Origin of the sequence: Arenibacter antarcticus (genome assembly GCF_041320605.1) — a bacterium.
Classification (GTDB): Bacteria; Bacteroidota; Bacteroidia; order Flavobacteriales; family Flavobacteriaceae; genus Arenibacter; species Arenibacter antarcticus.
This window is the reverse complement of the sequence record NZ_CP166679.1, coordinates 422,598-441,753: the sequence shown is the minus strand read 5'-3', so window position 1 is coordinate 441,753 and position 19,156 is coordinate 422,598. Positions and strand designations below refer to the sequence as shown.

Genomic DNA, 19,156 nt, shown 5'->3' with positions numbered 1-19,156 from the left:
TAAGTTCCTTTGGATTATGGCCCATTCTACTTAAAAAATCTTTTTCTTTATAATATACTTGAGAACAATATTTATCGTTATCTAAATTAATAAACGGTAACTCTTAACTATTAGAGAACATTATGCTAAGAAAAAAAACCGCTGTAATACTGTGCTTTGTCGGATCCATGTTTTATGGTGTTTCCCAAGAGTCAAAAATTTATACGCATGACCAAAAAGACTATCAAGAGGCTTTGGCATTGTATAACAACAAACAGTTTCAAGCAGCACAAACAATCTTTGAATCGGTGCAGCGCAATACTAGGGATGTGGAGACACAGGCCAACAGCGCTTATTATGCGGCAAATGCTGCTATTCGCCTAAATCAGCTTGGTGCGGATAGGTTGATGGAGGATTTTGTAGAAAATTACCCCACTTCAACCAAACGCAATTCGGCCTATATAGATGTAGCGGATTACTATTTTGAAACGGGGAAATATCCCTATGCCTTAAAATGGTATGCCAAGGTAGATCAAAATTCCCTGTCTCGTAAGGATATGGAACGGTTTAACTTTAACAATGGTTATGCCTTGTTTTCCTCAAATAAGCCGGAAGAAGCAGAACGATACTTAAACAAGGTGACCACTTCGCGGACCTACGGTTCCCAAGCGAAGTACTACTTGGGGTATATAGCGTATCAGGAAGACGATTATGTAGGGGCCAATCTGCGTTTCGATCAAATTGCCGACCAGGACATTCTGGACGAAAAATTGTCGTACTATCAGGCAGATATGAACTTTAAACTAGGTAAGTTTGAGGAGGCTATTACTTTGGCCAAGAAGCAATTGGCGAAATCTGACAGGACAGAGGTATCGGAACTCAATAAAATTATTGGGGAGAGTTATTTCAACCTTAAACAGTATGAAAATGCCGTTCCGTATCTAACTGAATACAAGGGGAAAAGAGGTAAATGGAGCAATACGGACTATTATTTGTTGGGCTACTCCTATTATATGCAAGGCGATTATGCCAATGCAATACAGCAGTTCAATAAGATTATTGATGGTAACAGCGATGTTTCGCAGAATGCCTATTATCATTTGGCAGAGTGTTATCTTAAATTGCAAAAAAAGCAGGAAGCCCTGAATGCATTTAAAAATGCTTCCCAAATGGATTTTAATAAAGAAATTCAGAAGGATGCCTACCTAAATTACGCCCGCCTAAGCTACGAGATAGGAAATGCCTATGAACCGGTACCTAAGGTGCTGACCACCTTTTTACAAAAATATCCGAACGGACCACATAAGGAAGAAATTCAGGATCTCTTGGTGGACTCTTATATTACCTCAAAGAATTTTGAAGGGGCTATGTTGCTTTTAGAGACCAACAAAAATTATGCAAGCAAGGCTACCTATCAAAAAGTGGCATTTTATAGAGGCGTAGAATTGTTTTTGGAAACCAATTACGAAGGTGCTTCACTGGCCTTTAAAAAATCCTTGGACAATGCAGAGGATCAAAAATTTAAAGCGAGGGCAAGTTACTGGAAAGCAGAATCCGATTTTTCCATGAACCACTTCGAGGAAGCTGTAGCAGGATATATGGCATTCAAACAAAATGCCGCCTCAAGATCTACCCCAGAATATAAGGATGTAGATTATAATTTGGCCTATGCCTATTTTAAACTGAAAAATTACACTGGGGCAATCACCGCCTTTAGCAATTATGTGGAGGCCAACAGGGCTGAGGTTGAAAAATTAAACGATGCCTATTTGCGTTTGGGCGATAGCTATTTTGTAAGCAGCAAATATTGGCCAGCAATTGAAACCTATAACAAGGCTATAGCCAGGAATATTCCAGAGCGGGATTATGCCGCTTATCAAAAAGCATTGAGTTATGGATTTGTGGATAGAAGTGCCACAAAAATAGAGGAGCTTACCAATTTTGTTTCCAAATATCCCAATTCTACCTTAAAGGATGATGCGCTTTTTGAATTGGCAAATTCCTATATACGTGCTAACAACATAGAGAAGGGATTGCAGTTATACGACCAGTTAATCCGGGAGTATAGAGGAAGTTCCCTAGTGCCTCAGGCAATGATGAGACAGGGATTAGTACATTATAACGCCAATAGGAACGAAGAGGCTTTGGTGAAATTCAAAACCGTGGTAAGAGACCATCCCAATAGCCAAGAAGCACTACAGGCAGTAACCACGGCCAAATTGATCTATGTTGACCTAGGAAGGGTAAATGAGTATGCCCAGTGGGTAGATGGGCTCGACTTTGTAGAGGTGACCGATGCAGAATTGGACAATGCTACCTTTGAATCTGCTGACAAACAAAATATGGAAGGCAAGTTAGATGCCGCTATTAAAGGGTATGAGGGATATGTAAAACAATTCCCTAATGGATTAAATGCCTTAAAGGCCAATTTTAACCTTGCACAACTATATTTTGGGAAAGGACAAAAAGATAAGGCCTTACCGTATTTTAAGAATGTTGCAGGAAAAGGGAACAATGAGTATGCCGAGCAGGCACTTACGCGGGTGTGTGAGATTTATGCAGGCAAAAATGATTATGTAACCGCAATTCCTTATTTAGAGCAATTGGAGGCTAGTGCGCAAATTCAACAGAACGTTACTTTTGCCCGTTCCAATCTTATGAAAGGGTATTATGAGCAGTCCAATTTCAATAAAACGATAGAATATGCGGGGAAAGTATTGGCAACCTCAAAAATTGACAACCGTATTAAGAGCGATGCCCATATTATGATTGCGAGATCGGCAATTAAGACCAATGATGAAAATAGAGCTAAAACCGCTTATGCGGAAGTGCTTAAAATTGCCACTGGCGATTTGGCTGCAGAAGCACTGTTCTATGATGCTTATTTTAAAAATAAGACCCAAAACTATGAGGCCTCCAATGCCTCGGTCCAGAAATTGGCGAAGGATTATGCCGGGTATAAGGAATGGAGTGCAAAAGGCTTGATCCTTATGGCTAAAAACTTCTATGCTTTAGGAGATGCTTTTCAGGCGACCTATATTTTGGATAGCGTAATCGCAAACTTTGGGGAGTATCCTACCATCGTTGATGAAGCTAAAAAAGAGTCGGTCATTATTAAAGCAAAAGAAGCCCAAAGTAATTCCTCAATAAACCCGAATGGGAACTAGAAAATCCCAGCAAAAAGAACATTATATGCACAATTATATAAAATTAAGCCTGTTTGCCTTGGTCGGAGTTTTTCAGACCTCACAAGCACAGGACGAAGACAAAAAAGACATTGGAACAGAGACGGTCACCGTTATTAAAGCGTACACCCCATCAATTTCAGATGCCTTTAAGATCAAGTCCCTCCCAAGCTTGAACGATTCTATAGTACTACAAAAGAAACCAATTACCTATAGTATCTTTTCGGTACCTGTGGCATCAACTTTTACACCTTCCAAGGGGAAGGCTACTGGCGTGAAGAAAACGCCTCCACCAAAATTTTTTAATACCTCAGCCTCCATTGGTTTGGGGAATTATAACAATGCCTTGCTAGATTTTTATACCAGTAGGGCGTTAAATAGGGATGAACGTTTGGATATTTCCCTAAATCATCATTCTTCTCGAGGCGAAATAGATGGTACTGCCTTGGATAATGTGTTTTATAATTCTAAGTTAGATGGTAAGTATTCCAAATACGATAGGGACTTAAGTTGGGGTGCCAATATGGGTTTTCAACATCAGATGTATAACTGGTACGGTATTCCCAATGGGTATTATACTGAGGAATTGGTAAGTGCTATGGACGAAAAACAAAACTATTTTAATGTCCATGCCGGTGCCTATGTTTCTATGGAAGATTCTTTTTTCAAAAGTGCACACCTATTGGTAAGGCGGTTCTGGGATGCAACAAAATCAGGGGAAAATAGAGCTGTTTTAGAGCCTGTTTTAGAAGCCCCAATTGGGGATGAGTTGCTGACTATTAAAACTAAGGTAGATTATTTGGGAGGTAATTTCAAAAATGCTGAGGTTAGTAATGATACCAAAACTCCGGAAATAAAATATTCCTTCTTACAGGTGGGATTAAATCCGAACATCAATATTTTAAAGGACGATTTAACCTTGAATTTAGGGGTAAATCTAGTATATGGGATGGATTTAGAAAATAAAGAAAATAATTTTTATATCTACCCCAAAGTAACTGCGTCCTATAGAATGCTAGATGATGTGGCTATAATCTATGGGGGAATTGAAGGTGGATTAAACCAAAATTCGTTTTACAGTTATGTGGAAGAAAATCCATATGTCTCCCCCACTTTGGAAATTCAGCCCACAGACCAACAATATGACGGATATATTGGGCTTAGAGGTCAATTGTTGCCCAACCTAAGCTATAATATAAAGGGGTCGTATTCCGCAGAAAATAGAAAGCCTTTATTTATGCTGAATCCTGAGAATACCACTAGGGATGATAATAAAGGATATTATTATGGGAATAGTTTCCAGGTCTTTTACGACGACGTAAAAACCTTGGGGATATTTGGGGAATTAAATGTGGATATTAACCGTAATTTCAGCCTGGGGGTCAATGCTCAAGTATATGATTACGATACCGAAACCGATAATCCCGCATGGAACTTGCCCGCATTAACCAGCTCTTTATTTATGGATTATCAGATAGGGGAGCAGTGGTTTGCTGGAGCCAATTTGTTTTATGTAGGAGAAAGGGATGATTTGTACTCCGTGGCATCGCCAGGTACCCAGCCCCAAGATTTTACCATGACATCAATTAGCTTAAAAAGTTATTTTGATGCCAATGCACATGTAGGTTACCGTTTTAATGAACAGATGTCCGTCTTTGTCAAGGCCAATAATATAGCGGATCAAAATTACATGCGTTGGAACAATTTTAAAGTACAAGGTTTTCAGATTTTAGCGGGAGCTACCTACAAATTTGATTTGTAGCTTGGATTTTCTGCTTTAGTGCAGAAATACTTTCGGTTACCGAACAAAAAGTTAAGGGCGTATTTGGTGAATTCCATGTACGCCCTTTTTCTATTTAAAGGTTTGCAAAGCGGGCTAATAGTTACCTGGGTACACCCTTTTTATCATAGCCTTTTAGCCTAAGGAACTTGGGCCTACCTACTTTTTAAGTCCAACTGGAGTTTCCAGAGCAGCTAGGCAAAGCTAATGCCTACTCCCCGTTTATCACAGCCAAAGGTCTTTTGGTCACAGAATTTTGTAAACCGATACGTTATTTGATAGAATACCGTTGTTTTGTTTTAAAGTCAATAACAAACTTAATATAAATACATGATGAAAAAATTTGGACAATTATTTTTTGCAGTTACGTTTTTTATGCTGACAAGTGTCTCCCTTATGGCGACAAACAAAACCAATCCGGTCCCCCATTATTTGGATAGCCCTGAAGTGGAGGCGATAGCCCCAAATACCTTTGTTGGCACTTGGGAATATACAGTAGCAGATGTTCCTTATGAGTATAGTAAAGGCCTTTTAATAATAACTAAAGAAAACAAGGAGTATGTAGTAAAGGTGAAATTGCAATACGATACCAAGCAGGCTACCGAGGTTTCGGTGAATAAAAATAAAATGAACTTTTCAGTTATGGTGGAAGGTGAAAAGGTAATGGTTGCCTTGGAAGTAAAGGATAATTCCATAGCTGGAAAGGCCAATTCTTCGCAAGGGCAGATGTCATTGGCTGGTAAGCGAAGTAAATCCTAATTCCTCCCCATTGTAAGCAAGGAGGTTGTTTTTAAGGCGATTTAAATACAGCACCTAGGCGTTAGTCCGTTCCATTAATGGTACGCAAACATTAAACCTATAATGAACAATAGTGATGCGCACGTTAGCACACTAAAAGGGAGGGTGGAAATCACGATTACTAAAAAAATAGAATACAAGACCTCATCACTTATTGTGCCAAATAATTTTAATAAAAACAGAAAATTTTTCAGTTTAAATGATTGTGGTTCAAACTTTTGGAGCTATATTTGGTTGACAAGTTTTAATTAATTTAATTTTTAGTAATGAGTAGAGGAATAGTAAAATTTTTCAATGATGCCAAGGGATTTGGATTCATCACCGAAGAAGGTTCTAACAAAGAACATTTTGTACACATCTCTGGTTTAATCGACGAAGTTCGCGAAGGCGATGAAGTTGAGTTTGAACTAAAAGAAGGAAAAAAAGGATTAAATGCGGTAAACGTTAAAGTTATTTAATAAGTACTTTTTGATTTCTTAAGACCTAGAGCCTGTCCGTTGGATAGGCTTTTTACGTTTAATAAGGGTTATAAGAACCTTTAGACTCAATCTTTGTTAACTTAAACCCCAACGTAAATATGGGGGCATCCGATTCCTCTTTCCAAATACGCGCAATCAAGTTTTAATCCATTTTTTTTCTATCATTTAAATAGGGAGCTATTTTAAAAGGCGGAAAAACTTCTGCCAATTTCCTTCAGATTATTTTGTTATTTTTAAGCAATTAGATACTTACTTATGAAGAATTTAAAATTTTTACTGTCCTTACTTTTGGTATTGGCGGTATTTTTTGGATTGAACACAAAATTTGGCAGTATTCCCCCTATTGGAAAGTTCTTGGATCCCGTACATGGAGCTTGGCAAAATGAGCATTCCGAAACGGGGGAGGATAAAGAGTTGGTGTTGGAGGGACTTAATGAAGCGGTATCTATAAGCTATGATGCGCAGTTGATCCCGCATATTTTTGCCCAGAACGATACTGATCTTTACAAGGCGCAGGGGTATATAACGGCAAAACACAGGTTGTGGCAAATGGAGTTTCAGACTCATGCTGCTGCAGGAAGGGTTTCCGAAATTGTAGGCGATGCTGCCTTGGAATTTGACAGGGCACAAAGGCGAAAAGGAATGGTGTTCGGAGCAGAAAACAGCTTGATTAAAATGCAGGAAGATCCAGAAACTATGAGTTTTCTGGAAGCCTACAAAGAGGGGGTAAACGCCTATATTGATCAGCTAAAGCCAAAGGACTATCCCGTGGAATATAAATTGCTAGATTACAGCCCCGAACCATGGACCATAAAAAAGACTGCCCTTTTGCTTATGTATATGACCGATATGTTGGCAGGCGGGGATTCCGATTTGGAATACACCAATTTTTTAAACACCTATGGGAAAGAAAGGTTTGATCTTTTTTATCCCGATTTTTTTGATATTGTAGATCCAGTGATTCCCAAAGAGGTAGGATGGGACCATTGGCAGGTAACCTTAAATGAAGTGCCCACAGGTTCGCTTCCCCAAGACTATTTTGTGGAAACTATGGAAAAACCACATCCAGATAACGGTAGTAATAACTGGGCAGTGGGGCCCCAAAAATCATATTCTGGTAATGCGATCCTTGCCAATGATCCTCACCTAGGCCTTAAACTACCTTCTATTTGGTTTGCCATGCAGTTGGCTACTCCCTCTAAAAATACTTATGGAGCAACGCTTCCGGGTGCATTAGGGATAATTATTGGTTTCAATAACGATATTTCATGGGGAGTTACCAATGCTACTAGGGATGTTAAGGACTGGTATAAGATCCAGTTTAGCGATGCAACAAGAACGAAATACCATTATGATGGCCAGTTAAAGGATAGCGATAAACGAATAGAAGCTATTAGGGTGAGGAATAAGGCTACGGTGTATGACACGGTGATCTATACCCATCATGGGCCGGTTAGCTATGATGTCAGTTTTAAGGGCAATGAACAAAAAGTTGGGTATGCTATGAAATGGGTGGGCCATATAGGAGGAAATAACCAACGCACTTTTTTGGATCTGAATAAGGCCAAGAATTACGAGGATTATACATTGGCACTTACCTATTATGTAGCCCCGGCCCAGAATTTTATATTCTCTTCCAAGGATGGGGATATTGCCCTGTGGATTCAAGGTAAATTTCCCAATAAATGGAAAGGACAAGGCAAATTCTTGCTAGACGGTAGTAGACCGGATCACGAATGGCAAAATTTTATTCCCCAAGAGTACAACGCCCAGGTAAAGAACCCTTCTCAGGGGTTTGTGAGTTCAGCAAATCAGCATCCTACGGATGAGTCCTATCCGTATTACGTATTTAATGACGGTTATGAAACCTATAGAAATAGGGTGATCAATGATTTTTTTAGGTCTAAGGAAAAGTTCAATGTTCAGGATTTTAAAGATTTGCACAACAATAATTACAACCTTATGGCCGCGGAATTGTTGCCCCATATGTTTTTGAATATGGATACCAGCCTATTAAGTGCCACTGAAAAGCAGTTTTTAGAGGAAATAAAAACGTGGGACTTTTTTAATGATATAGAGAAATCTGGTCCCAGTATTTGGGAAGCATGGTGGCAGAAATTAAAGGTGCTGCTGTGGGACGAATTTGAAGGGGGAGAATTGGCTATGGATCCACCTTTTAATTATCAGGCCATATATTTACTAAAGAACTATCCGGAGGACGATTTTATGGATCTAAAGTCTACCCCAGAAAAAGAAACAGCAAAAGAGCTGTTTGTAATATCCTTTAAGGAAGCGGTAAATGATTTGGAAAAATGGAAACAGGAAAACGGCAGTTATAATTGGGGAGCCTATAAAGCTACTTTTGTGGGACACCTGCTTCAGGCATTACCGGCATTTTCCCGTTTTAACCTTCCTATAGGAGGGAATAAGAGTGTTGTAAATGCTACTTCCAAAGACCATGGTCCCTCGTGGAGAATGATCGTGGAGATGAGTACGCCTCCTAAGGCATGGGGAATTTATCCTGGGGGACAATCGGGGAATCCAGGAAGTAAATACTATGACGATTTTATTGATAGGTGGGCTGCGGGCGACTATCTGGAACTCAATTTTATGCAAGATAAAAATCAAACTGAAGGAATTATTTTCACCCAAACCCTAAGTCCGTCAAAATGAAAAATAACCTTATAAATTTCGCAATTACCGTATTATTGGCGGTGCTCTTATCCCAATTTCTTCCATGGTGGTCCGTGATGGTCGCTGCGTTTATAACCTCAATTTTTATAAGCTTAAAACATAGCGCAGTCTTTTTTGTGCCCTTTTTAGCCGTAGGGGTGTTTTGGCTGGCTTATGCATGGGGGTTGGCCAATAACAACAATTTTATATTGACACAAAAATTGGCGACCCTATTTCAAATGGAGGGGAATGCTACCCTGTTATTGCTGATCACTGCGCTAATTGGAGGTGTTGCTGCCGGTGTTACCGCAATCTTTGGAAAACAATGTCGCCAATTGGTGATGGGGGATAGGTAGTAGGTAACTCAAAAAAGCAAGTCCACTTTCATTTGTTTTTATATAGATAGGTTTTTTGTAGAAAGCATACTATTTTGATGATAATCAAGCTATTGTAAATAAATAAATTCCCTGATAATTTCATGTCGTACGCTTTTATTTATGACGTAAATTTGTGGAAAATTATAAATGACCATAGAATTTAGGGTAAAGGCAGTCGAGGAATTGTTTGCAGGGTTGGATAAGGAAATTGCGACCTTCCAAACCCAGACAGGATTGGGCTGTAAGGCTGGTTGCGGTAGGTGTTGCACGCATCCTGATGTTGAGGCCTCTCCACTTGAGTTTTTACCTTGGGCTTTCCATGTATTTCTAAATGGAAAGGCAGAAGCCACTTTGGAGGAATTAAAATTAAACAATAGCTCTATCTGTCATTTATACCGACCCCTATCTGTCTTGGATCAAAAAAGCGGTAGGTGCGGAGATTATAAGTATCGTGGATTAATATGTAGACTTTTTGGATATGGTGCCAATAGGGATAAGTTTGGGGAATTGCGTTTGGCAACTTGCAAGATTATAAAAGAGGGGCAGGTAGAAAACTATAACAGCGCTGTGGAGGCTATGAAAAATGGATTGTATGTTCCTATTTTTACGGATTATTATATGAATCTCAATCAAATCGATTTTAAGCTGGGGAATTCTATTCTTCCGATCAATAAGGCCATGAAGGAAGCTCTTGAGGAAGTTCTCCAATATTACGCCTACCGTCCTTTTCCTAATGGATATAAGGATATAGCTTAGGGAAAGGCTAAAATTAACTCGCTCCTTAGTACAGACTTAAGAACTCGGATTTTATCTAATATGGATTTTGGAACCAGAGATTTAATTTGCCTTCCGTTAGGGAGGTGGCGATGAAAACACCCCCCATGAACAATATTTATCTATGTGACCCTTCCGGCCTTTATTCTCGAAAAGAGAACAAAAGCCACATTTTCTTATAGTTCAACTTCGCTCAGCACAGGACAAGGGAAGGCGCTATCTGAATTCCTAAAGGCTTAGCCTTTTAAATCCATTTCTTTTAAGCTCTCGATCCTATTTCGCACTAAAAAGGCATCAATAGTCTCAAAGTGTTCAATAACTCGTTTCTCCTTAAATTCGAAGACCTTTTGCGATAGCCCTTGAAGGAAATCACGGTCGTGGGAGACCAATATCAAAGTACCGTCAAAGGCCAAGAGTGCCTCTTTTAGCACATCTTTAGATTTTAGGTCCAAGTGGTTAGTAGGTTCATCCAAGATCAATAGGTTAACAGGTTCCAAAAGTAGCTTTACCATAGCCAGTCGGGTTTTTTCCCCACCTGATAAAACGCTTACTTTTTTCTCCAAGTCGTCCCCACCAAACATAAATCGGCCTAGAATATTCTTGACCTGTGTTCGTACATCTCCTTCTGCAACCTCGTCCACGGTTTGGAAAATAGTAAGATCTGGGTCTAAAAGAGAGGCCTGGTTCTGGGCAAAATAGCCCACTTTCACATTATGGCCCAAGGTGCAACTTCCTTCTATTTCAATCTCTCCTAATATGGCTTTTATCATGGTAGATTTACCTTCCCCATTTCTTCCAACAAAAGATACTTTTTCTCCTCTGGTGATGGAGAAATTGGCGTTTTTAAATACTACCTGATCCCCATAGCTTTTGGAAAGATCTTCTACGCGTACGGGATAGTCTCCCGATCGGATAGAGGGTGGGAAGCGCAGTTTTAAGGCCGAAGTGTCTATTTCATCAATCTCTATTATCTGTAGTTTTTCTAACATTCGCTCCCGGGAGTTCACCTGATTGGTCTTGGAATAGGTCCCTTTAAAGCGATCGATAAATGTCTGATTATCAGCTATAAATTTTTGCTGCTCCTGAAAGGCTTTTATTTGATGGCTTCGTCTTTCTTCCCGCAATTGTAGGTAATGGGAGTAATTGGCTTTATAATCATAGATTTTACCCATGGTAACCTCTATGGTCCTATTGGTAATATTGTCTATAAAGGTCTTGTCGTGGGAGATGACCACCACCGCCTTAGCCTTGTTCAGTAAGAAATCTTCTAACCAGATCACCGATTCTATATCAACGTGGTTGGTAGGTTCGTCCAATAAGATGAGGTCCGGTTTTTTTAATAAAATTTTCGCCAATTCTATCCGCATTCGCCATCCACCACTAAATTCACTGGTAAGTCTGTGGAAATCTTCTCTTTTAAACCCAAGTCCGCGCAAGGCCTTTTCTACTTCAGCCTCATAGTTAATGTCATCTAGGGCATAGAATTTCTCCCCAAGATCGGAAACCTTCTCTATGATCTTCATATACGAGTCCGATTCATAATCCGTACGGGTTTCCAATTCCTTGTTTAAGCGCGACATTTCATCACGCATTTCAAAGACTTCCTTAAACGCCTTTGATGCTTCCTCAAAAACGGTACAGTTATCATCGGTTAGTAAATGCTGGGGCAAATAAGCGATAACGGCATCCTTTGGATAACGTATATGGCCCCTAGTGGGCTTTTGCTCCTCTGCAATAATCTTCATCATGGTGGATTTTCCCGCCCCATTTTTACCCATCAAGGCAATTTTATCATTCTCATTTATTACAAATGAAACATCACTGAATAAGGTATCACCACTAAACTCAACCGCTATTGCGTCTACAGAAATCATAATCGAATATTAAGTGTGCAAAACTATAAAAAAGGAGCATACGACTGTAAAATAATTATGGGGGATAAGTATTCCCTTCCCAGATGAGGAATCCCTATGGGTTTAATAGTTTTAATTGCTTTTTCCAACTAGATTAATGTGTAATTTTGGAGGCTGAATTTAATGTTATGGAACGTATTTCATTGTCCTCTATATCGGATCCCTATTTTTTGGAAGCATGGCAATTATATGAGACGTCATTCCCTAAGGAGGAAAGGAGGACCTTGGCGGTGCAAGAAAAAATCATGAATTATAAGGCGTATAATTTTGATCTTATACTTTCCGAGGACCTAGTCGTGGGCTTTTTACTTTGGTGGGGCTTTGAAGATGTGGTGTTTGTAGAGCACTTCGCCACCAGCCCTGAACTAAGAGGGCAGGGATATGGTAAAAAGATCTTACAAGGGTTTATAAAGGGGGAAGGAAGACCGGTAATCTTGGAAGTAGAATTGCCAGAACCGGGAATTAAGTTGCGAAGAATAGAATTTTATAAAAGATTGGGCTTTACGTTAAATACGCACCATTATGTGCAACCTCCGATGCAAAAGGCTTGTGGGGCCATACCATTGTACCTCATGTCTTATCCAGAGGAATTTACCGAGGAGTCGGTGGCCCATTTTGTCACTAATTACCATCCGCTGATCTACGACCAAACATTACTTTGATTTTTGTTTCGTCCTTGTTCTTCGCATAAGTTTGGAGATGCGATCCTTGTAATACGCTTTTAATTCCTCTAAAAAGTGCATTGGATTGTCGTATTCCATAAGGACTTTGTAAGTGTGTTTGTTTTTGGCGTGATGTAATTCTTTCTGGAGTCGTTCTAATTCCATCGTTAAAAAGTCGATCCCAGAACCCGTTATCTTTTCGGGCTGTGAGGTTGCGGGTAATAGGGTATTTCCGCTAAAGATATGTGCGTGATACGCTTGGAGGGTTGCTAAGTCACCTTGTTCGTAGATCTGGATCAATTGAGTGGTAATTTCGGTGGCTAGTTCCTGTTTATCGGTTTGCATAGAAAACTTATCCGGATGTACAAACAACATAGCTTCGCGATACAACCGTTTTTTCTGCTGTTGTTCCTCTATATTTTTTACTGGGAGTGGTTCTTTTATGGCAAGTGGGAGATTAGCTGTTGGCCGATAATTTTTCCCGCGTTGTTTCTGTTCCCAACGCTGTTCTTTTTTAGCTTGCTTCTGTTGTTTGTAGCGCAACGAAAGTTCCTGTTCCAAAATTAATTCGTCCTCTATTTTGGAAACCAACAATTTTTCAAATGCCGATGTTCTGTCAACAATATCTTGGAGCTCTAATTGTATGGCCTTTATCTCCTCCTCTAACTTTAGGTTTGGGGAGTGAGGGAAATCGGGGAGGTTTAAATTCATGATTTTTGAATTGCAGTACGATGCTTAATGGACAGCAAAATTAATCATTTCTCTTAATTGAATAGAAGTAGTGTTTGAAGCTTGGGTTTTTAGTAAGTGATTTTTAAAATTATCCCAGAATTGGATGGAATAGGTACGGGGGATTTAAATTCTATAAGTTGTGCAATCCCCCTTTGATAGTATTTTATGTACATTTATCCTTATTGAATAATTGGTCATTAAAAATTTCGATAAGAAAAAATTTGTTACTGTTTTGAAACATACAACGTTTATGCTGGTATTTCTTTTTGGGATCTCCCTCTCTGCCAATAATTATGCGGAACCCAACAAAGAACTATATATACTGATCTCTGACACTATTGGAGAAAAGGATTTTGTGGGGAATTGGCAATATGTCGCCGAAAATGTACCCGTAGAATATAGTGAGGGTATTATCCATATCACCAATGCAGAAGGACCTTTAAACGTGGAGGTAGCCTTGGTGTCGGTTCGGTTTTGGGGCCAGGAAGTCAAAGTAGAAGGGGGCACTTTAAATTTTAAAATTAATGTAAATGGACAGGATGTTGCCATTAAATTAGTTGTCAAAGGTAATAAGATCGGTGGGGAGGGGATGACTCCTGAAGGATTCTTTGCCTTAAGTGGAACAAAACGGGAAGAATCGTAAGGAGTTTTTATTTTAGGGTAAGGAAATTGACAGTGCCTTTAATCACTGCTTTCGATCCCTGCCCTTTATCAATATAAAATTAATAGAGAAGGCTCTAGTTTAAAATAGTGGTGTTATGATTATTTGCCCAGGCGGAGCAAATCTCCTTATCCGCAGAATAGTGGTCGAAAGCTCCGAGAACAGGAGCGGAGGAACGTAGCGACGCGGAGTTTCGTCCACGGTTTTTCGACCTTGTTGTCGAAAAAATTCATCGGAGAAGGCGCCTTTTTTTTTGTTTCGTTTCTTTTGGGCGAGCAAAAGAAATGAAAGGCGGGCAAAGGAGGATACATTGCTTTGGGCTGTTTAAAAAGCCAATTAAAAACCAAAACAAAGCTAAACTAGAGCCATAGAAAACATAAACAGCTACATATGAAATGAGCATGACCGAAATCTGATCGCAAATACGAATGAAGATATGCGAATCGCATATGACCGTTAGAAAACAATAAGCAACTACATATGAAACAGTATTTATTAATAGGATTGGGATTATTAGGCATGGCTTGTGAGGTGCCCAAGGAACAGGCAGACTTAATAGTGCTAAACGCCAATATTTATACTGTGGACGATTCCTTTTCCAAAGCATCAGCTTTTGCCGTGAAGGATGGGAAGTTTATAGGGGTGGGTTCTTCTGAAGAAATTGAGAAGAAATATTCTTCCGATCAAATTATGAATTTGGAAGGAAAGACCATTGTACCCGGTTTAATAGATGCCCACTGTCATTTTTATGGATTGGGCCTTAACCAGCAAGTGGTAGATTTATCGGAGACCACTAGTTTTCAGGAAATATTGGATAAGGTTACGAATTTCCAAGACCAAGACCCAAAAGATTTTATAGTAGGCAGGGGATGGGATCAAAACGATTGGGAGGTAAAGGAATTTCCTACCAAAGAAAAGTTGGATTTACTTTTTCCCGATACTCCTGTAGCCTTAAGGCGTATAGACGGGCATGCGCTTTTGGTTAATCAGAAGGCCTTGGATATGGCTGGAATTACCAAAACCACTAAGGCAGTAGGAGGTGAAATTATTCTAAGAAACGGGGAGATGACCGGAGTATTGGTGGATGGCCCCATGGAATTGGTAGATGCTATTATTCCTAAACCCAACAGGGACACAAAAATTGCGGCGCTAAAGAAAGCCGAGGAGATCTGTTTGGATAACGGTTTAACTACCGTGAACGATGCAGGCTTAGATAGGTCTACCATAGAACTTATTGATAGCTTACAACAGACGGGGGCTCTTTCCATTAGGGTATACGCTATGGTAAGTGCCTCCCAGAAAAATTTGGATTACTATTTACCAAAAGGGATCATGAAGACCGATAAACTAAATGTGGGTTCCTTTAAAGTGTATGGAGATGGAGCATTAGGGTCTAGAGGGGCAGCGCTTAGGGAACCTTATTCCGATCAGGCTGGGCATTTTGGAGCAATGGTTACTCCTGTAGCCACTATAGGCGATATTGCAAGACAAATTGCGGCATCGGACTATCAGATGAATACTCATGCTATAGGTGACTCCGCCAATATTGCGGTCCTTAGGGCGTATAAAGAGGCCTTGCAAGGTAAAACAGATCGCAGATGGAAAATAGAACATGCGCAAATAATTACACCACAAGATTTCGATTTTTTTGCGGAAGGGATTATTCCTTCTGTACAGCCTACACATGCGACTAGCGATATGTATTGGGCCGAGGATAGGATAGGGGAAGATCGACTTAAAGGTGCTTACGCCTATAGTTCGTTGTTGAATAAGGCTGGCGTAATTGCCTTGGGAACAGATTTCCCTGTAGAACAGGTGAGTCCCTTTTTAACGTTCTACGCGGCGGTTGCTAGAAAGGATGTGAAAAATTTTCCAGAGAACGGCTTTCAGATCAAAGAAGCACTTAGTAGGGAAGAGACTTTAAAAGGGATGACGATTTGGGCCGCTTTTTCCAATTTTGAAGAATCGGAAAAAGGAAGCATATCGGTAAATAAATTTGCGGACTTTACTGTTTTAAGTGATGATATTATGACTGTTCCCCTACAGGAAATTCCACAAATTAAGGCTGAAAAAACCTTTATAGGAGGGAAAACAAAATAATTTTCTAAACTTTAGAAGCGGGCTGCCTTATACAGCACACCGATTTCTATATTTCCTAGAGGCAGTCTCCAGTTTTTCAGCCAAATCTTTCAGCCATATTAATTGGTTGTAGATTAAATGTGCCTCTTGAAGGTTCGATAGCATTTCTTCCTCAATGTCAATATTTCCCTGTTCAATTTCAGTTTCACGCTCCTTTACCAGATTATCATAGGAGAATTTTAAATTTTCTTTGGCGTCATCAACATTTTTGGGGCGTTTACTGGGGTTTACCTCAATCTTATCGATCTCTTTTGCAGCATTTTTCAAGGTGAGATCTATATAAATCACCATCTTTCTAAAATGAACCGACGCCTCGGTGGTTTTATGATGCATGATAAAGGTTCCCAAAGAGGCCAAAGTAGAAAGGATGGTATTGTTAAGGGCTACCATTTCATAGATCAAATCCGAGGATTTTTGTTTCGATTTTGGGTCTTGGGTCATCCGCTGAAAGGCAGCATTTAAATTGCTTACCGATAAAAAGGCTTCCTTTCTGGGAATTTTATAATCCAATTCCGTAGTTTGTTTGTTGTGATATAAATGCCGGATGGCAATAAGATATTTGGCATTGGCACGAATGCTGGAAGTGAGGAATTTATCCAAGTTCATAGCTTCCCAGCTAGGCCAGAATAGGTAGTTGGCAACTACCGCCAACACAGCTCCCAAAACGGTGTCTAGCACTCGATACTGAATAACTTCAAACGCATTAGGAGTTATAAGTGAGTAGACAAATATTACATTGATAGTGATGAAAGCAGCGGCAGACCGGTAACTTTGCTGAATTAGAGAGAAGGCAATGGTCAGAGATATTGCAGCTAGCACTCCATACACAACGGGATTTTGCGTTAAAAGGATAATGATCGTTGCAATGACGGCACCGGCTAGGGTCCCTATAATTCTATTGATAGATCGTTCCTTGGTAAGTCCATAGTAAGGTCTCATGATCACAATAAGCGTCAGTAAGATCCAATAGGTGTTTATGATCCCTAGGGCGGTCCCAGATATATAGGCAAGTATTATCGCAGTGGTCAGTCGGAGGGAATGCCTGAAAATCGGCGATTTAATACTCAGGTTTTCAAGGACGATATTGAAGCTATACTCCTGATCAGTGATAAACTGATGGGCATCCTTACTTTTTAAGGATAGTTTGGAATCGTTCCTTACATTGGTAAGTGCCCTGCGAACAGTCCGTATTTTTTGGAGTTGCATGGCCTGATAGTCGTGCAGGTTCTTTAGCATGAGAGCGCCTTCCCTAGCCTGTGGAAGTTTTACCTCGTTTACAAAGTCTGCTATAGCGCGGTTTGCAGCAGATAAGGCCTTGATCATTGGTGCCTTGGAAGGAATGTCCTGTTTTGTGATAATGCAATCCGATAATACTTTTAGCTGCTCACTAAAAACACGATTTACTTTTATGAATTTTTTCAGGGGTTTTTCCTGTCCCTGAAACAAACTGTCAAATTTATGGTAGTCCAAGCTGTTGGCTAAGGCAAGTTCCAAGATATCTACAAGAGATATAAAGATCATTAGATGCTTTTCATCAAAATGGGATCTATTTACCCTTCTTTCCTTAGTAAGTAGTAGCTCTCTCAGAACCTCGTGTTTTTCGCTAATTTCCGATTGTAGCTTAAACAACTTTCGCGATAGTTCATCTCTTTTCTCTGTTTGGGCCAGTAATTGGCCCCTTACCTCCAGATAATCCCCAGTAAGGTCAAGGGTGTCCGAAAGCAATTGGTCTTCATCCTTTTTGGGTATTATTCTATGGGTCAATAGGGAAACGGCCAGATAAAATAGTCCTCCACCCCCGAGCAATAAAACATGCATCCAAAGGGCAATGGAAGAGATCCCATGTGCAAGGCCCAGTACCATTGCCAGAAGTCCTGAAAATGCTACAAGAGAACCTCTAAACCCATAAACGGCTAGCAGGGAAATTGAAAAGGCAAGCAGGGTAATTACAACTAGTAATAACCAGAAGTGTGGTTGGGAAAGGCTAACGATTAAGGTGACCCCCATGGTGAGGGCTATACTTATTAGAATCCCATAGACCTTTCTTTTTAAACTCCCAGGAATATCGCTGGGGGCATTTAAAAATACCCCAATGGCAATAGGTACCGCAAATTCAATGTATCCCAACAGTCCAAGGGTGACTAAAGGCAGCAATACCGCTACGGTAAATTTACAGGCACGGAAAAAGTAGGCGCTTCTAAAATATAGGGAAGATAATCGTAGCCAATCCTTAATCATCCTACAAAAATACGTGCAAAATTTTAGTTAACGGGGTTAATGGGGAATAAGAAGATGAGAAGGAATAGTTTTATTGTAGTAGGGAAGTTTCCTGAAAACATAAAAAACAGAAGACCGAAGTAGCTACTTCGGTCTTTACAAAAGAATTTAATCGTAATACTTCCCCGATGGTTATGCCTCGAGGATAGTCGGTTTTAAAAAACTTCTTATTTAAAATACGATGGGAAGAGATACTCTTGTATTTCCCCATCCTAAGACCAAGTTGGTGCCTTTGTCCATATCTTTATAAGCAATGGAAAACGCATCCAAAGACTCAGAACCACGGCTTACCGTTGCAGGTACCCTAAGGACATCTGCACTTTCTTGGTAGGAATAGGCTCCCCATTGGTTTAAGTTCTTGTTCAAAATAACGGTCCACTCTTTTTCCCCAGGAACTGTAAATAAGGAATAAGTGCCTGCGGCTAACGTCTTACCAGCAACAGTAGCATCTTTGTAAAATGTAATTTCTGCTGCCTCGTTGGCTCCAGTACGCCATACTTTTCCAGCAGGTGCCAATTCGGAGATAGATCTTCCTTTTAGTTGAGGTCTGCTATAAGTAACCTTGATCAACTTGTCTGATACTTTATAATCTGAAGGATAAGAGGCTATGTCGGCTGGACTTTTATCCAATCCGCTAAATTTTTGTGCATTCGCGCCTGTGGTAAAACTCATGGCAATAACCATAAGTGTAATTGTAAAAAGATTTTTCATTTTTGAAATTTTAGTG

Annotated in this window: 14 protein-coding genes; 10 read left to right on the top strand and 4 right to left on the bottom strand. The window is 39.9% G+C overall.

What is annotated here, in order from left to right; genetic code table 11:
* The first annotated feature begins 122 nt into the window (after positions 1-122).
* From KCTC52924_RS01910 to KCTC52924_RS01880, 7 genes are all read left to right on the top strand, one after another.
* Complete coding sequence (locus KCTC52924_RS01910) at positions 123-3,146, top strand: tetratricopeptide repeat protein (RefSeq protein ID WP_251809198.1); 3,024 nt, start codon at positions 123-125, stop codon at positions 3,144-3,146.
* Positions 3,136-4,926, top strand: a complete 1,791-nt coding sequence (locus KCTC52924_RS01905; protein ID WP_251809197.1) for a TonB-dependent receptor domain-containing protein — start codon at positions 3,136-3,138, stop codon at positions 4,924-4,926. The genes KCTC52924_RS01910 and KCTC52924_RS01905 overlap by 11 nt, the downstream gene beginning before the upstream one ends.
* 348 nt (positions 4,927-5,274) lie before the next feature.
* A complete protein-coding gene (locus KCTC52924_RS01900; RefSeq protein ID WP_251809196.1) occupies positions 5,275-5,703 on the top strand; it encodes a hypothetical protein in 429 nt (142 codons plus the stop codon).
* Positions 5,704-6,008: 305 nt separating this feature from the next.
* On the top strand, positions 6,009-6,200 hold the full coding sequence (locus KCTC52924_RS01895; protein ID WP_251809195.1) for a cold-shock protein: 192 nt from the start codon (positions 6,009-6,011) through the stop codon (positions 6,198-6,200).
* Positions 6,201-6,476: 276 nt separating this feature from the next.
* The gene (locus KCTC52924_RS01890; protein WP_251809194.1) at positions 6,477-8,894 is read left to right on the top strand and encodes a penicillin acylase family protein; all 2,418 of its coding nucleotides are present in this window, start codon (positions 6,477-6,479) and stop codon (positions 8,892-8,894) included.
* A complete protein-coding gene (locus KCTC52924_RS01885; RefSeq protein ID WP_251809193.1) occupies positions 8,891-9,250 on the top strand; it encodes a hypothetical protein in 360 nt (119 codons plus the stop codon). The genes KCTC52924_RS01890 and KCTC52924_RS01885 overlap by 4 nt, the downstream gene beginning before the upstream one ends.
* Positions 9,251-9,418: 168 nt before the next feature.
* Positions 9,419-10,027 carry a YkgJ family cysteine cluster protein gene (locus tag KCTC52924_RS01880; RefSeq protein ID WP_251809192.1) on the top strand — a complete coding sequence of 203 codons (609 nt, stop codon included), beginning with the start codon at positions 9,419-9,421 and terminating at the stop codon, positions 10,025-10,027.
* Positions 10,028-10,281: 254 nt separating this feature from the next.
* On the opposite strand, the gene KCTC52924_RS01875 is transcribed toward KCTC52924_RS01880, so the two are convergent.
* Entirely contained in the window at positions 10,282-11,919 is a 1,638-nt protein-coding gene (locus KCTC52924_RS01875) for an ABC-F family ATP-binding cassette domain-containing protein (protein ID WP_251809191.1), read from the bottom strand.
* A gap of 167 nt (positions 11,920-12,086) precedes the next feature.
* Between KCTC52924_RS01875 and KCTC52924_RS01870 the strand changes: the two genes are divergently transcribed.
* Positions 12,087-12,620, top strand: a complete 534-nt coding sequence (locus KCTC52924_RS01870; protein ID WP_251809190.1) for a GNAT family N-acetyltransferase — start codon at positions 12,087-12,089, stop codon at positions 12,618-12,620.
* Here the strand turns inward: KCTC52924_RS01870 and KCTC52924_RS01865 are convergent.
* The gene (locus KCTC52924_RS01865) at positions 12,612-13,331 is read right to left on the bottom strand and encodes a hypothetical protein (protein ID WP_251809189.1); all 720 of its coding nucleotides are present in this window, start codon (positions 13,329-13,331) and stop codon (positions 12,612-12,614) included. The genes KCTC52924_RS01870 and KCTC52924_RS01865 overlap by 9 nt on opposite strands.
* Before the next feature lie 253 nt (positions 13,332-13,584).
* On the opposite strand from KCTC52924_RS01865, the gene KCTC52924_RS01860 reads away from it, so the two are divergent.
* Together KCTC52924_RS01860 and KCTC52924_RS01855 are read left to right on the top strand one after the other, a co-directional pair.
* A complete protein-coding gene (locus KCTC52924_RS01860) occupies positions 13,585-13,995 on the top strand; it encodes a hypothetical protein (protein WP_251809188.1) in 411 nt (136 codons plus the stop codon).
* 498 nt (positions 13,996-14,493) lie between these two features.
* On the top strand, positions 14,494-16,113 hold the full coding sequence (locus tag KCTC52924_RS01855; RefSeq protein WP_251809187.1) for an amidohydrolase: 1,620 nt from the start codon (positions 14,494-14,496) through the stop codon (positions 16,111-16,113).
* A gap of 27 nt (positions 16,114-16,140) precedes the next feature.
* Here the strand turns inward: KCTC52924_RS01855 and KCTC52924_RS01850 are convergent, their stop codons facing one another.
* Both KCTC52924_RS01850 and KCTC52924_RS01845 read right to left on the bottom strand, forming a co-directional pair.
* Entirely contained in the window at positions 16,141-18,390 is a 2,250-nt protein-coding gene (locus KCTC52924_RS01850) for an FUSC family membrane protein (protein WP_251809186.1), read from the bottom strand.
* A 210-nt stretch (positions 18,391-18,600) separates the two neighbouring features.
* Positions 18,601-19,140, bottom strand: coding sequence for a DUF2911 domain-containing protein (locus tag KCTC52924_RS01845; protein WP_251809185.1), 540 nt, complete (start codon positions 19,138-19,140; stop codon positions 18,601-18,603).
* Between the last annotated feature and the right edge of the window lie 16 nt (positions 19,141-19,156).

Excerpts from the sequence above, each read along its gene's own strand:
- KCTC52924_RS01880 (WP_251809192.1), top strand. The coding sequence starts at position 9,419 with ATGACCATAGAATTTAGGGTAAAGGCAGTCGAGGAATTGTTTGCAGGG.
- KCTC52924_RS01885 (WP_251809193.1), top strand. The coding sequence starts at position 8,891 with ATGAAAAATAACCTTATAAATTTCGCAATTACCGTATTATTGGCGGTG.
- KCTC52924_RS01870 (WP_251809190.1), top strand. The coding sequence starts at position 12,087 with ATGGAACGTATTTCATTGTCCTCTATATCGGATCCCTATTTTTTGGAA.
- KCTC52924_RS01855 (WP_251809187.1), top strand. The coding sequence starts at position 14,494 with ATGAAACAGTATTTATTAATAGGATTGGGATTATTAGGCATGGCTTGT.
- KCTC52924_RS01895 (WP_251809195.1), top strand. The coding sequence starts at position 6,009 with ATGAGTAGAGGAATAGTAAAATTTTTCAATGATGCCAAGGGATTTGGA.
- KCTC52924_RS01875 (WP_251809191.1), bottom strand. The coding sequence starts at position 11,919 with ATGATTTCTGTAGACGCAATAGCGGTTGAGTTTAGTGGTGATACCTTA.
- KCTC52924_RS01905 (WP_251809197.1), top strand. The coding sequence starts at position 3,136 with ATGGGAACTAGAAAATCCCAGCAAAAAGAACATTATATGCACAATTAT.
- KCTC52924_RS01850 (WP_251809186.1), bottom strand. The coding sequence starts at position 18,390 with ATGATTAAGGATTGGCTACGATTATCTTCCCTATATTTTAGAAGCGCC.
- KCTC52924_RS01865 (WP_251809189.1), bottom strand. The coding sequence starts at position 13,331 with ATGAATTTAAACCTCCCCGATTTCCCTCACTCCCCAAACCTAAAGTTA.
- KCTC52924_RS01890 (WP_251809194.1), top strand. The coding sequence starts at position 6,477 with ATGAAGAATTTAAAATTTTTACTGTCCTTACTTTTGGTATTGGCGGTA.
- KCTC52924_RS01845 (WP_251809185.1), bottom strand. The coding sequence starts at position 19,140 with ATGAAAAATCTTTTTACAATTACACTTATGGTTATTGCCATGAGTTTT.
- KCTC52924_RS01900 (WP_251809196.1), top strand. The coding sequence starts at position 5,275 with ATGATGAAAAAATTTGGACAATTATTTTTTGCAGTTACGTTTTTTATG.
- KCTC52924_RS01910 (WP_251809198.1), top strand. The coding sequence starts at position 123 with ATGCTAAGAAAAAAAACCGCTGTAATACTGTGCTTTGTCGGATCCATG.